The organism is Microbacterium californiense, from assembly GCF_047246625.1.
In the GTDB taxonomy this organism is placed as follows: Bacteria; Actinomycetota; Actinomycetes; order Actinomycetales; family Microbacteriaceae; genus Microbacterium.
In genome coordinates this window covers 804,367-817,671 of sequence record NZ_JBFOKQ010000001.1, presented here as the reverse complement: position 1 = coordinate 817,671, position 13,305 = coordinate 804,367, and the positions used below count along the sequence as shown (strand labels likewise).

Here is a 13,305-nt window from a genome sequence, read left to right as displayed (position 1 = left end):
GCCCGGTGACCGCATCGACGGTCCCGGGTCCGTCGGAGGGCGTCGCGAGACCCACTTCCCCCACCCATCTGCGAAGGGACGCCATGACCACCCGCACCGTCACCACCGCCACGCTCCAGGACTGGATCGCGCGCTTCGCCGCGGCCGTCGCCGAGAAGCGCGAGTGGCTCACCGAACTCGACTCCGCCATCGGTGACGCCGACCACGGGGCCAACATGGCCCGCGGCATGACGGCGGTGACGGAGAAGCTCGGAGCCGGAGCGCCCGGGACCGTCGACGAGCTGCTCAAGACGGTGGGCATGACGCTCGTGAGCTCGGTCGGCGGCGCCAGCGGCCCGCTGTACGGCACGTTCTTCCTGCGCACGGGCATGACGGCCGGAGCCGTGACGGAGCTGGACGCCGGCGCCCTCGCCGCCGCGCTGCGGGCCGGTCTCGACGGCATCGTCGCCCGCGGCAAGGCCGAGGCCGGGGACAAGACGCTGTTCGACGCGATGTCCCCCGCGGTGGACGCGTTCGACGCCGCGCTCGCGGACGACGCGGACCTGATCGCTGCCGCGCAGGCGGCCGCCGAGGCGGCGGCTCGGGGCCGGGACGCGACCCTCCCGCTCGTGGCGCGCAAGGGCCGGGCGAGCTACCTGGGAGAGCGCAGCGCGGGGCATCTCGATCCCGGCGCCGCCTCCACGACCCTGCTGTTCGAGGCTCTCGCCGCGGCGATCGCGGAGGCGTGATGATCGGCGTCGTCGCCGTCTCCCACAGCACTCGGCTCGCGGAGGCGGCGCTGGAGCTCGCCCGGCAGATGGTGCGGGGCGCCGATGCGCCGCTGCGGGTCGCCGCGGGCGCGGGAACGGATGCCGACGGCGCGCCCGTCCTCGGGACAGATGCCGTGGCGGTGGCCGCGGCGATCGACGAGCTCGCCGGTGAGGCCGACGGGGTGCTCGTGCTCATGGACCTGGGGTCCGCCGTGCTCAGCGCCGAGCTCGCGCTCGAGCTGCGCAGCAGCACGGTGCCCGTGCGGCTGGCGCCCGCGCCCTTCGTCGAGGGCCTCCTCGCCGCCGTCGTCGCCGCCGGGGCCGGGGGAGACCTCGACACGGTCGCGGCCGAGGCCGCGGCGGCCCTGGGCGCGAAGACCGATCAGCTCTCGGACGACGGCCCGGTCACGGAAGAGCCGGTGCCGACAGACGGGGGAGCCGAGGGCGAGGGAGCACCGTCGGAACCGGACGCCGTCGCCGTGCGGGTGGTGCGGGTGCGCAATCCCCAGGGCATGCACGCACGCCCGGCCGCGATGATCGCCGAGGCGGCGGCGGGGGAAGAGGTGCGACTGCGTCGGCTGCCGGACGGTCCGGAGGCGCCGTCGAGCAGCCTCATGCGACTGCTCACCCTCGGCGCGCGCCAGGGCGATGAGATCGAGCTCTCCGCCCGGGGAGCGCAGGCCGAGGCCGCGCTCGACCGGCTGGTCAGCCTCTTCGACGACGGATTCGGCGAGGGGACGGATGCCGCGGCGGAGGTCCTGCCGACCTCGGAGACGGCGCCGGCTCCGGTGCCCGCCGGCTCGCCCGACAGCGCCGTCGCGCCGGGGACGGTGCTGCACGGTCGCGGAGTGAGCCCCGGCGTGGCCGCCGCGACCGTCGTGCACCTCGCTCCCGCCCTGCCCGAGCCGGACGCCGCGGTCATCGTCCCTCCGGAGCAGCGCGATGCGGAAGCATCCACGATCCGGGCGGCATCCGCTGTCGTGGCCGATCGCCTGCGGGCGCGGACCGACGCGGCGTCCGGAGAAGCGCGCGACATCCTCGACGCCGCGCGCGTGCTGGCCTCCGATCCCGAGCTCCTCTCCGAGGCGACGGCACTCGTGCGCACGCAGGGGCGCACCGCGGCGCGCGCGGTCTGGGAGGCGGCGGCGGCGCACGAGCAGGCGCTCGTCGCCCTCGGCGGCCGGATGGCCGAGCGCGCGGTCGACGTGCGCGACGTGCGCGACCGCATCGTCGCCGAGATCCTCGGCCGGGAGCTGCCCGGTGTGCCCGAGCGGGACCGCCCGTTCGTCGTGGTCGCGGTCGATCTGGCCCCGGCCGACACGGCGGCGCTCGCCGGCGGCGCCTGTGCCGCTCTCGTCACCGAGCACGGTGGTCCCACCTCGCACACCGCGATCATCGCCCGCTCGCTGGGGCTTCCGGCCGTGGTCGGCGCCGCGGGCGCGACCGGGATCGTCGAGGGGGAGACCGTACTCGTGGATGGCGACCGCGGGACGGTCGAGGTCGCGCCGGCCGTCGAGCGCGTGACCGCCGCCCGGGCCGCCTCGGCGGTCGTCGCCTTCGACGGTCGGGGAAGGCTCGGTGACGGGCATCCGCTCCCGCTGCTCGCGAACGTCGGAGGTCCGGACGACGCCGAAGGAGCGGCGGATGCGGCAGCCGAGGGGATCGGCCTGTTCCGCACCGAGTTCTGTTTCCTCGGCCGCACCGACGCCCCGGGCGTCGACGAACAGGTGGCGGCGTACCGCGGCGTGCTGGCGCCCTTCGCCGGTCGCCGGGTCGTCGTGCGCACCCTCGACGCCGGGAGCGACAAGCCGCTGCCCTTCGCGAACACAGCGCCGGAGGACAACCCCGCCCTCGGCGTGCGCGGCCTGCGCATCGCCCGGCGCGCCCCCGCCCTGCTCGACGATCAGCTCCGGGCGCTGTCGCTCGCGGCGGCGGCGGAGTCGGCGGTGGTCGAGGTGATGGCACCGATGGTGGCCACGGTCGAGGAAGCCCGCGACTTCGCGGAGCGCGCCCGCGCGGCGGGCCTGGAGCGGGTCGGCATCATGATCGAGACCCCCTCCGCCGCGCTGCTCGCCGCCGAGATGCTCGAGGTCGTCGACTTCGTCAGCCTCGGCACGAACGACCTCGCCCAGTACACGCTCGCCGCCGACCGGCTGCTCAGCGATCTCGGCGACCTCACCGACCCGTGGCAGCCGGCCGTGCTGCGGCTGATCGGAGCGGTGGGCGCCGCCGGTCGCGCGGCCGGTCGCGGGGTCGGGGTGTGCGGCGAGGCGGGTGGAGATCCGGCACTCGCGCCGGTGCTGGTGGGGCTGGGCGCGACCTCTCTCTCGATGACGGCCCGCTCGCTGGGGCGGGTGGCCGCCGCGCTCTCCACCGTGAGCGCCGACGACTGCCGGCGGGCCGCCGAGGCCGCGTCGAGCGCCGGGACCGCCGACGAGGCCCGGGCCGCCGCCTCCGCGGTGCTGGATCGCGCGAGCGGAGGCTGATCCGCGGGAGATCCATGCCCGCGTCGGCATGCGTCTCATATCGTTCTGGTCTCGACACCCCGGCGCGCGAGGGGCCGCCGCCCTCAGGGTCCTACGCTCACGAGTGAGGCGCCGCGGAGGGCGGCCCGTCACCCGGAGGAACCGCGCATGTCCACGTCCCGCCCGCTCGTCCAGGCCGTCCTCGGCTCTCTCGCCGTCGCCGCCGTGCTCGCCCTGTCGGCCTGCGCGCCGGAGGTCGAGCCCACGGCGTCCCCGTCGCCCGCGGCCGAGGCGCCGACTGCCGAGCCCTACTCCGGCCCCCTCGTCTTCGTCGGGGACGAGCTCGACCTGTTCGCGCTGACCCCCAGGAGGCCGCGAGCCTGTTCCCCGGGGTGGGCGAGGTCGAGACGCTGCAGGCGGTGCTCGAGCAGATCTCCGACGGCGGCGGCCCCGAGCCGGTGCCGGCCGTCTGCGCGGCGGTCCTGGCCGAGCAGTCCCTCGGCGCGGTCGAGGCGCGGACGCTGTCGTGGACGGTTCCCGCCGAGTCCGCGCCGTCCGGGTTCGGGCGCCAGTACATCCTGGGGTTCCCCGACGAGCAGCATGCCGCCGGGCGCATGGATCAGCTCGTCGCCGCGGCGGAGCAGTGCGCGAGCTTCGAGTGGGACGGTCCCGCGACGTTCGAGACCACGATCCTCGAGGAGGCCGACGGCGTCCGTGCCCTCGCCGGCGTGCTGCACACCGGGGAGGGCGAGTTCGACACCCGGCTGTACGTCGGCTTCGCCTCCGTCGGCAACGTCCTCGTCGACGTCTTCCAGCCCTTCACGGGGGAGACGTCGTTCGATGCGGACTCCCTCGCGGCGCTGCTGCGCGACCGCGCGTCCGAGGCTCGAGCCTTCGTGATCGAGCAGCTCACGGCCGACCCGCCGACCGAGCGTCCGGCCGACGCCCCGGCGGATGCTTCTGCGCCCTGGAGCGACTGGACGATCAGCCTCGACGGCGTCGGACCGGTCCGGCTGGGCGCAGACGTCCCGTCGGCCCTGGCGGCCTTCGAAGGGGTGCAGATCGTCGAGCCCGCCTACGCGAACGGGCCCTGGAAGATCATCGCGCCCCACGGCGTCTCGACGCTGTCGGTGCAGCCGGCGCCGGGAGGAACGACCGTCGGCGCCGTCGTGGTCGGTGCGGACTACAGCCACGGCGACGTCGACCAGGACGGATCGGCCCTGCCCGCGGCATCCGGCGTGCGGATCGGGGCGCCCCTCGCCGAGGCGCGCGCGGCCTTCCCCGGTGGCACGAGCGTCACGGTCGTCTCGTCGGGCGAGGACTTCTACGACGTCGCGACGCGTGACGGACGCCTGCTCCGGTTCCGGGCGGATCGCGAGGCGTCGGACCCGGCGGCCGTCGTCATCGGCATCACGCTGGAGGACGCGACGACGCGGGAGGAGCCGGTCTTCGGCTGACGCTCGACCCGGTCACACCGGTACCGGGGCGGGCGACGGCTCCTTGGTCACGAGGGTGAGGACGTCGTAGGTCGCGACCGTCTCGTCGGACTGGTTGCGGATCACGGCATCCCAGCGCACCTCGCCGTAGTCGTCGGTCTCCCGCGGGGTGATCTGCTTCGCCGTGAGCTCGACCCGGATCTCGTCGCCGGGCGAGACCGGGGTGACGAAGCGCAGGTTCTCGAGGCCGTAGTTCGCGAGCACGGGACCGGGCTCGGGGTCGACGAAGAGGCCGGCGGCCCAGGAGACGAGCAGATACCCGTGCGCGACGCGGCCCGGGAAGAACGGGTTGGCCGCGGCGGCCGCCTCGTCCATGTGCGCGTAGAACGTGTCGCCCGTGAAGCGCGCGAAGGTCTCGATGTCGTCCAGGGTGACGGTGCGCGACGCGGACACGACCTGATCGCCGATCCGCAGCTCGGCGAGCGACTTGCGGAACGGATGCCGTCCGCCGCTGCGCGCGACCGACCCTGCGTGCCACACGCCGGTGAGGGCGGTGAGCATCTCGGGCGAGCCCTGCACGGCCGTGCGCTGCATGTGGTGGAGCACGGCGCGGATGCCGCCGAGCTCCTCGCCGCCGCCGGCGCGGCCGGGGCCCCCGTGCACCAGGTTGGGCAGGGGCGAGCCGTGCCCCGTGGAGGAGCGTGCGTCGTCGCGGTCCAGCAGCAGCATCCGCCCGTTGAAGGGGGCGATGCGGGTGGCGAGCGCGACGGCCTGCGCGGGGTCGTGCGTGGCGATGCTGGTCACCAGCGAGCCGCCGCCCCGAGCGACGAGGTCGACCGCCTCGTCCGTGGTGCGGTAGGTGAGCAGCGAGGCCACCGGTCCGAAGGCCTCGACCTCGTGCACGGCCCGGGAACCCGGGTCGTCGAAGCGCAGCAGGATCGGCTCGACGAACGCGCCGTCGGGGGCCGGCGCGCGCGTGCCGTCCGCGTGCACGACCTCCGGCGCCTCGGTCGAGCCGAGCACGACCGTGCCTCCGCCGGCCTCCAGCGCATGCACCTGGCGCAGCACCTCGTCGCGCTGCCCCCGGGACGCCAGCGGCCCCATCGTCACGCCCTCGGCTCGCGGGTCGCCGACAACCGTCTTGTCGGCGATGCGCCGGCGCACGGCATCCACCACCGCGTCGGCCGTGGCGGCCGGGACGATGGCCCGTCGGATGGCGGTGCACTTCTGCCCCGCCTTCGTCGTCATCTCGGTCACGAGCTGCCGCACGTAGGCGTCGAACTCCGGTGTCCCCTCGACAGCGTCGGTGCCCAGCACCGAGGCGTTGATCGAGTCGGTCTCGGTCGTGAACCGCACGCCGCCGGTCTGCACGGACGGATGCCGGCGCAGGGAGTCGGCCGTCGAGGCGCTGCCCGTGAACCCGACGAGGTCGCCGAGCCTCAGGTGGTCGAACAGCTCGGGCACGCTCCCGCTGACGAGCTGGAGCGACCCCGCGGGGAGGAGCCCCGACTCGACGAGGATGCGCACCATGGCTTCGGTCAGATACCCGGTCGGCGTCGCCGGCTTCACGAGCGTCGGCATCCCGGCGAGGAACGCGGGGGCGAACTTCTCGAGCGAGCCCCAGACCGGGAAGTTGAAGGCGTTGATCTGCACCGCCACCCCGGGCAGCGTCGTGTACACGTGGCGGCCGAGGAACGACCCGTCCTTCGACAGCGGCTCGACCGGTCCGTCGACGTGCACCGTGCTGTTGGGCAGCTCCCGTCGTCCCTTGCCGGAGTACGAGAAGAGCACGCCGATGCCGCCGTCGATGTCGACCCAGGAGTCCGCCCGGGTCGCGCCGGTGCGCGCGGACAGCGCATAGAGCTCGTCCTTGCGTTCGGTCAGCGCGAGCGCGAACTGCTTGAGCAGGACCGCCCTCTGGTGGAACGTCGACGCCCGCAGGCTCGCCTGGCCGACCGTCCGCGCATGTTCGAGCGCCGCGGCGAGGTCGAGCCCGCTCGTCGACACCCGCACGATCGGGTCGCCGGTCGCGGCGTCGCGCACCTCGGTGGCGTCGGGGTCGTCGGACGGCATCCACCACGCATCCTGCACGTAGCTCGGCAGATATCCGGTCATCGCGTCTCCTCGGTCCAGTCGTAGAATCCGGCGCCGGTCTTGCGACCCAGGCGCCCCTCCGCCACCAGGCGACGGAGCAGATCGGGTGGGGCGAAGCGGTCGCCCAGCTCGCGTGCGAGCTCTTCCGCGATCCCCAGGCGCACGTCCAGGCCCACGAGGTCGGTGGTGCGCAGCGGACCGATCGGATGCCGGTAGCCGAGGGTCATGGCGGCGTCGATGTCGGCCGCCGTGGCGACGCCCTCCTCGAGCATCCGGATGGCCTCCAGGCCGAGGGCCACGCCCAGGCGGGAGGAGGCGAACCCGGGGGAGTCGGCCACCACGATCGGCGTCTTGCCCAGGGCCTCGACCCAGCCGCGCGCCCGCTCGACGACCTCGCCGGCCGTGCGCCCTCCGCGCACGATCTCGACCAGCGCCGAGGAGGGCACGGGATTGAAGAAGTGCAGGCCGAGAACGCGCTCGGGCCGGCGGCGGGCGGCGGCCAGGACGTCGATCGGGATCGAGGACGTGTTCGTGGCGAGCACCGCGCCGTCGGGCAGCACCGCCTCCGCGCGGGCCAGCGCCTGCTCCTTGAGGGCGCGATCCTCGGGCACCGCCTCGATCAGCAGCTCCGTATCGCCGAACAGCGTCACGTCGGTCCCGGTCCGGAGGCGCGCGGTGAGCTCGCTGGCGTCGAGCCCGGGGTCGCGCTCGACCGAACGGCGGATGCTGTCGCCCACGCGCTGCGCCGCAGCATCCGCGCTCGCCGCGTCGCGCTCGACGACCACGACGTGCGCTCCGGCAAGCAGGAAGGCGTGGGCGATGCCCGCCCCCATGCGTCCGCCGCCCAGCACGCCGACGCGGCCCGGGGCGCTCACCGCGCCTCCTTCCGCTCGAGGAACGCGGTCATGCGCCGCTCCTTCTCGGGGTTCTCGAAGAGCTCGGCCTGCAGGGTCTTCTCGATATCGGGATGCTCGGAGCGGGGAGCACGCAGCGCCAGCTTGGTGTGCCGAGTGGCGAGGGGGTCGTTCCCGGCGATCCGGTCGGCGAGCGCGTGCGCGGCGTCGAGGAGGTGCTCCGCGGGGTGCAGCGCCGAGACGAGTCCCCAGTCCCGCGCCTCCTCGGCCCGGAGGATCCGCCCGGTGAGCAGCAGCTCGGCGGCCCGTCCGGCGCCGACGATCTCGGGCAGACGCCAGGTCGCCCCGGCGGCGGCCATGATGCCCAGGCTCGTCTCGGGATTGCCGATCCGCAGCGCGGGGGTGGCGATGCGGATGTCGGCGGCGTAGGCGAGCTCGGCCCCGCCGCCGAGCGCGTAGCCGTCGAGCGCCGCGATCACGGGCATCGGCAGCTCGGCGATGCGGATGAAGGCGCTCGCGTTGATCGCCCGATGCGCGTCGTCGGCGCGTCGCGCCCGCAGCTGGGCGATGTCGGCGCCCGCGGCGAAGTCCCCGCCCGCCCCGGTCAGGATGAGGGTGCGCGGCTCGGCCTCCAGCTCCGCGCACAGGCCGTGCAGGGCGTCGATCGTCCGCTGGTCGATCGCGTTGCGCTTCTCGGGACGGTCGAGGACCGCCGTGACCCGGTCGGTCCGGCGCTCGATCCGCAGCGTCTCGTTCATGCGACCCGTTCCAGGATCATGGCCGTGCCCTGTCCGACGCCGACGCACAGGGTCGCGAGGCCGAGCCCCGCCTCCTCGCGCTCCATGCGTCCGAGCAGCGTGACGACGAGGCGGCACCCGCTGGACCCGAGGGGGTGCCCGAGGGCGATCGCCCCGCCGTCGCGGTTGACGATCTCCGGGTCGAGGCCGAGCCGGCGCATCGAGGCCAGGGTCTGCGTCGCGAACGCCTCGTTGATTTCGACCGCGCCGAGATCTCCCGCCGTGAGGCCCGCGCGACGGAGGGCCTTCTCGGTCGCCGGCACCGGGCCGAGCCCCATGATCTCGGGGGCCAGCGCCGCAGACGTCGCGGTCACGATGCGTGCGCGGGGGCGCAGGCCGTACCGCCGCACCGCCTCGCCGCTGGCGACGACGACGGCGGACGCGCCGTCGTTGAGCGAGCTCGAGTTGCCGGCCGTCACCACGCCGTCGGCCGAGACCACCGGCCGCAGCGCGGCCAGGGCGTCGGCGCTCGTGTCGCGGCGGGGTCCCTCGTCGGTCCGGACCTCGCCCGCGCGGGTCGGCACGGCGACGATCTCGGGGTCGAAGCGGCCGGCGTCGATGGCCGCGACGGCGCGCCGGTGGCTGCCCAGGGCGAAGGCGTCGGCCTCGGCGCGCGTGATGCCCTCGCGGCGCGCCACCTCCTCCGCGGTCTCGGGCATCGTGAACGTCGCGCGGTCGCGCGCGGCGAGACGCGGGTTCGTGAATCGCCAGCCGATCGACGTGTCGAACGCCTCTCCAGGCTTCGCCCACGGGCGCTCGGGCTTCGCCTGCACCCACGGCGCGCGGGTCATGGACTCCACGCCGCCGGCGATCAGGAGATCGGCGTCGCCGGCGCGGACGGCCTGAGCCGCCATCGCGATGGCGGACATCCCCGAGGCGCAGAGCCGGTTGACGGTGACGCCGGGGATCTCGTCGGGCAGGCCGGCCAGCAGCACGGCCATCCGCGCGACGTTGCGGTTGTCCTCGCCGGCCTGGTTCGCGGCTCCCAGGATCACCTCGTCGACGGCCTCCTCGGGGGCGCCTGCGCGCTCCAGCGCCGCGCGCACGACGAGGGCGGCGAGGTCGTCGGGGCGCACGCCGGCGAGCGATCCGCCGTAGCGGCCGATCGGGGTCCGCACCCCGCCGATCAGAAAGGCATCCGTCATCTCGTCGTCCTCACACCCGGCCGAAGGCGTGCAGCGGATGCTCGATCAGCTCGACGACCCGCCGGAGGAAGCTCGCGGCGTAGCCGCCGTCGCACACCCGGTGGTCGAACACGAGCGACAGCTGGGCGACGCGGCGCACCACGACCTGCCCCTCGACCGCCCACGGGCGCTCGAGCACGCGACCGACCCCGAGGATCGCGACGTCCGGGTGGTTGATGATGGCCGCGGACCCGTCGACGCCCAGGCCGCCGTAGTTGTTCAGCGTGAAGGTCGAGCCGCGCAGGCGCTCCGGGGGAAGCCCGCCGGTCCGTGCCGAGGCGGTGATCTCGCGCAGCGCGTCGTCGAGCCGTTCGACCGAGAGCCCGTGCGCGTCGGGGATCACGGGGACCAGGAGTCCGCGCGGGGTGTCGGTGGCGATGCCCAGGTTCACGCCGTCGAAGGTCAGCAGCTCCGTCGCGTCGTCGCTGAGCCGGGAGGCGAGCACGGGATGCTCCTCCAGGGCGATGAGCGCGAAGCGCGCGACGAGCGCGGTCAGCGACGGCGCCCGGCCTCCCTCGGCCGCCATCTCGCGGCGCAGATCCCACAGGCGTGTGGCATCGACGTCGACCCAGACCGTGGCCTCGGGGATCTCCGAGCGGCTGCGGCTGAGCCGGGCGCTCACGGCCTGACGGAGCGGTGACAGTCGCTCGCGGGAGACGACGGGGAGCCCGTCCACGACGGATGCCGGGGCGACGGCTGCCGGGGCGACGGATGCTGTGGCTGCCGGGGTGGGCACGCCGTCGACGGCGTGGTCGACCGCCGCGCGCAGGACGTCGGCGCGGGTCACGGCACCGTCGGCGCCGGTCGCGGCGATCGTGCGGACGTCGAGGCCGAGGTCGCGCGCGAGGCGGCGGACGAGCGGCGACCGGACGGCGACGGGGCGTCTGCCCGCGTCGCCGGTGGAGGTGCCGACCGGGGAGGCGGGTGCGGTCGGGACCGCAGGGGCCGGACGCTCGGCGGGCATCGGCGGCTGCACGGCGGCAGAGGTCCGACGGCGGCGCCGGCTGCGGCGTCCCTCGGTGGTCCCGTAGCCGATGAGCACGTTGCCCGATCCGGCCCGCTCCTCCTGGCGGTACGCCTCGTGCTCGGGAGCGCCGAAGGCGTCCGCCCCGGCCTCCGGCGGAGCCTCCGCCCCGGCATCCGGCGCGGCATCCGTCCCGGCGGTCGGCGGCGGCGGGGTCATCGCGTCGGCATGGGCGACCTCGAGCACCGGCGCGCCCACGGCGATGGTGTCGCCCGCCGCGCCGTGCAGTGCCGTCACCGTGCCGGCGAAGGGGGAGGGCAGCTCGACGATGCTCTTCGCGGTCTCGACCTCGGCGATCGGCTGATCCGTGGCGATCGTGTCGCCCACCTGCACGAGCCACTGCACCAGCCCGGCCTCGGTGAGGCCCTCGCCGAGGTCGGGGAGGCGGAACACCCGCGCGGTCAGCGTGCTCACGACTCGTCCTCCCAGTGCAGGGTGTCGAGCGCGTCCAGGATGCGGTCGACGTCGGGCAGGTACCAGTGCTCGAACTTCGGCGGCGCGTAGGGGATGTCGAAGCCGGTCACCTTGCGCACCGGCGCCTCCAGGAACTCGAAGCAGCGCTCGAACACGCGGGCCTGGATCTCGCTGGCGACGCTCACGTAGCCCGGCGCCTCGGCGATCACCACGGCGCGTCCGGTCGCGCGGACGGCGGCGGTGACCGTCTCGTCGTCGAACGGCGAGAGCGAGCGCACGTCGACCACCTGCACGCTGCGCCCCTCCTCGGCGGCGACCTCCGCGGCCTCCAGCGCCAGCGGTACCGCCGACCCGTAGGCGAGCAGCGTGGCGTCGGTGCCGTCGCGGGCCACGCGGGCGCTGCCGATCGAGGCGGTGACCGAGGTGTCGACCTCGCCCTTCGTCCAGTACAGCTTCTTGGGCTCGAGGAACACGACCGGGTCGGGCGAGGCGATGGCCGCCCGCAGCAGGGAGTAGGCGTCCTGCGGGGTCGACGGGCACACGACCGTGAGCCCGGGGGTGTGCGCGTAGTACGCCTCGGACGAATCGCAGTGGTGCTCGACGCCGCCGATGCCGCCGCCGAACGGGATGCGGATGACGAGCGGCATCCGCATCGCCCCGCGCGTGCGGTTGCCGAGCTTCGCGACGTGGCTGACGATCTGCTCGAACGCCGGCAGCGCGAAGGCGTCGAACTGCATCTCGACGACGGGGCGCATGCCGTTCATCGCCATGCCCACGGCCGTTCCGACGATGCCCGACTCGGCGAGCGGGGTGTCGAAGCAGCGGTCCTCGCCGAAGCGGGCGGTGAGTCCATCGGTGATGCGGAACACACCGCCGAGCGCCCCGACGTCCTCCCCGAAGACGACGACCTCCGGATCCGCGGCGAGGGCGTCGGCCAGGGCGCGGTTGAGGGCCGCGGCCATCGTGAGCGTCTCGGTGCGCGTCGTCGTCTCCGCGGCGTCCGTCGTGTCGGAGAGGCGGATGCTGTCGGGGGCCATGGTCATCGGGATCCTCCGGCGGGGGCGGGGTGCTGTTCGGCGTCGCGCTCGAGCTCTCCGCGCAGGAGCGCCCACTGCTCCTCGCGCTGCGGCGAGCGGGTCGCGGTCACGAAGCGGAAGAGGTCCTCGGGGTCGTGCTCCACGTCCGTGTGCAGCGCGGTGCGGAGCGACGCGGCGATGGCTTCGGCCCCGGCGGCGTACGCGGCCTCGCGCTCCTCGTCGAGAGCGCCCTCCGCCACCAGGTGCGCACGCAGGCGGCGCAGCGGGTCGCGATCCGCCCAGGCCTGCACCTCGGCGCGCTCGCGGTATCGGGTGTCGTCGTCGGCGTTCGTGTGCGCCTGCATCCGGTAGGTGTGCGCTTCGACGAGCGACGGACCGCCCCCGGTGCGTGCGCGATCCACGGCCTCGCGGAGCACGGCGAGCACCGCGGCGACGTCGTTGCCGTCGACGCGCCGACCCGGCATCCCGTACCCGATCGCCTTGTGCGCGAGCGAGGGCGCTGCCGTCTGGCGGCTGAGGGGGACGGAGATGGCGAACTCGTTGTTCTGCACGAAGAACACGACGGGAGCGCGGAACACCGCGGCGAAGTTCAGGGCTTCGTGGAAGTCGCCCTCGCTCGTCGCCCCGTCACCGCACAGCGCGAGGACCACCGTGTCGTCGTGGCGCCGAGCGGCGGCATGGGCGAAGCCCACCGCATGGAGCAGCTGCGTGGCCAGGGGCGTCGCCTGCGGGGCGACACGGTGCTCCCGGACGTCGTAGCCCGAGTGCCAATCGCCCTTCAGCAGCACCATCGCCTCGGCCGGCGGCACGCCGCGACCGATCACCGCCACCGAGTCGCGGTAGGTCGGGAAGAGCCAGTCCCGGTCGCCGAGGGCCATCGCCGCCGCCACCTGGCAGGCCTCCTGCCCGTGCGACGACGGATACACCGCGAGCCGACCCTGACGCACGAGCGCGCTCGCCTGGTCGTTGATGCGTCGCCCCTCGACCAGGCCGCGGTAGGCCTCGAGCAGGGTCTCGGTCGGGGGCAGCGCGTACTCCGCGTCCGCCGTGACGACGCCCTCGGCGTCGATCAGCTGCACCGCGCCGTCGCGCGGCAGCATGGCGCTCTCCTGCATCTGCTCGCCTCCCTCGCCGAACGTGATGAGGACAGCATCCTCCCCGTGCGACAGTCGTCCAAGGGGCGGGTGGGAATCGTGGACGATCGGCGGGGGATTGCGGGATTACTGAACGAAGTGTCAGTATTCACGGACG

At 74.6% G+C, this 13,305-nt stretch carries 10 protein-coding genes; 3 read left to right on the top strand and 7 right to left on the bottom strand.

What is annotated here, in order from left to right; translation table 11 throughout:
* Positions 1-83 precede the first annotated feature (83 nt).
* The 3 genes from dhaL to AB3M82_RS03940 all read left to right on the top strand — a co-directional run bounded on the left by dhaL (position 84) and on the right by AB3M82_RS03940 (position 4,671).
* Positions 84-728: a dihydroxyacetone kinase subunit DhaL gene (dhaL, locus tag AB3M82_RS03950; RefSeq protein ID WP_412955683.1), complete on the top strand. Its 645-nt coding sequence runs from the start codon at positions 84-86 to the stop codon at positions 726-728.
* Positions 728-3,235 carry a phosphoenolpyruvate--protein phosphotransferase gene (gene ptsP, locus AB3M82_RS03945; protein ID WP_412955682.1) on the top strand — a complete coding sequence of 836 codons (2,508 nt, stop codon included), beginning with the start codon at positions 728-730 and terminating at the stop codon, positions 3,233-3,235. The genes dhaL and ptsP overlap by 1 nt, the downstream gene beginning before the upstream one ends.
* 371 nt (positions 3,236-3,606) lie before the next feature.
* Positions 3,607-4,671, top strand: a complete 1,065-nt coding sequence (locus AB3M82_RS03940; RefSeq protein WP_412955681.1) for a hypothetical protein — start codon at positions 3,607-3,609, stop codon at positions 4,669-4,671.
* A 12-nt stretch (positions 4,672-4,683) separates the two neighbouring features.
* Here AB3M82_RS03940 and paaZ read toward each other — a convergent pair whose 3' ends face one another.
* From paaZ to AB3M82_RS03905, 7 genes are read right to left on the bottom strand one after another with little or no spacing between them, the layout of a single operon-like run.
* Positions 4,684-6,765 carry a phenylacetic acid degradation bifunctional protein PaaZ gene (gene paaZ, locus AB3M82_RS03935; RefSeq protein WP_412955680.1) on the bottom strand — a complete coding sequence of 694 codons (2,082 nt, stop codon included), beginning with the start codon at positions 6,763-6,765 and terminating at the stop codon, positions 4,684-4,686.
* Positions 6,762-7,619 (bottom strand): 3-hydroxyacyl-CoA dehydrogenase family protein, encoded by an 858-nt coding sequence (locus AB3M82_RS03930; RefSeq protein WP_412955678.1) that lies wholly within the window; start codon positions 7,617-7,619, stop codon positions 6,762-6,764. The genes paaZ and AB3M82_RS03930 overlap by 4 nt, the downstream gene beginning before the upstream one ends.
* Positions 7,616-8,356, bottom strand: coding sequence for an enoyl-CoA hydratase/isomerase family protein (locus AB3M82_RS03925; RefSeq protein ID WP_412955677.1), 741 nt, complete (start codon positions 8,354-8,356; stop codon positions 7,616-7,618). The genes AB3M82_RS03930 and AB3M82_RS03925 overlap by 4 nt, the downstream gene beginning before the upstream one ends.
* On the bottom strand, positions 8,353-9,540 hold the full coding sequence (locus AB3M82_RS03920; protein ID WP_412955676.1) for a thiolase family protein: 1,188 nt from the start codon (positions 9,538-9,540) through the stop codon (positions 8,353-8,355). The genes AB3M82_RS03925 and AB3M82_RS03920 overlap by 4 nt, the downstream gene beginning before the upstream one ends.
* A gap of 10 nt (positions 9,541-9,550) precedes the next feature.
* A complete protein-coding gene (locus AB3M82_RS03915; RefSeq protein WP_412955674.1) occupies positions 9,551-11,017 on the bottom strand; it encodes a dihydrolipoamide acetyltransferase family protein in 1,467 nt (488 codons plus the stop codon).
* Positions 11,014-12,060: an alpha-ketoacid dehydrogenase subunit beta gene (locus AB3M82_RS03910; RefSeq protein ID WP_412955673.1), complete on the bottom strand. Its 1,047-nt coding sequence runs from the start codon at positions 12,058-12,060 to the stop codon at positions 11,014-11,016. The genes AB3M82_RS03915 and AB3M82_RS03910 overlap by 4 nt, the downstream gene beginning before the upstream one ends.
* Positions 12,057-13,169, bottom strand: coding sequence for a thiamine pyrophosphate-dependent enzyme (locus AB3M82_RS03905; protein WP_412955672.1), 1,113 nt, complete (start codon positions 13,167-13,169; stop codon positions 12,057-12,059). Before AB3M82_RS03905 ends, AB3M82_RS03910 begins: the two co-directional genes overlap by 4 nt.
* Between the last annotated feature and the right edge of the window lie 136 nt (positions 13,170-13,305).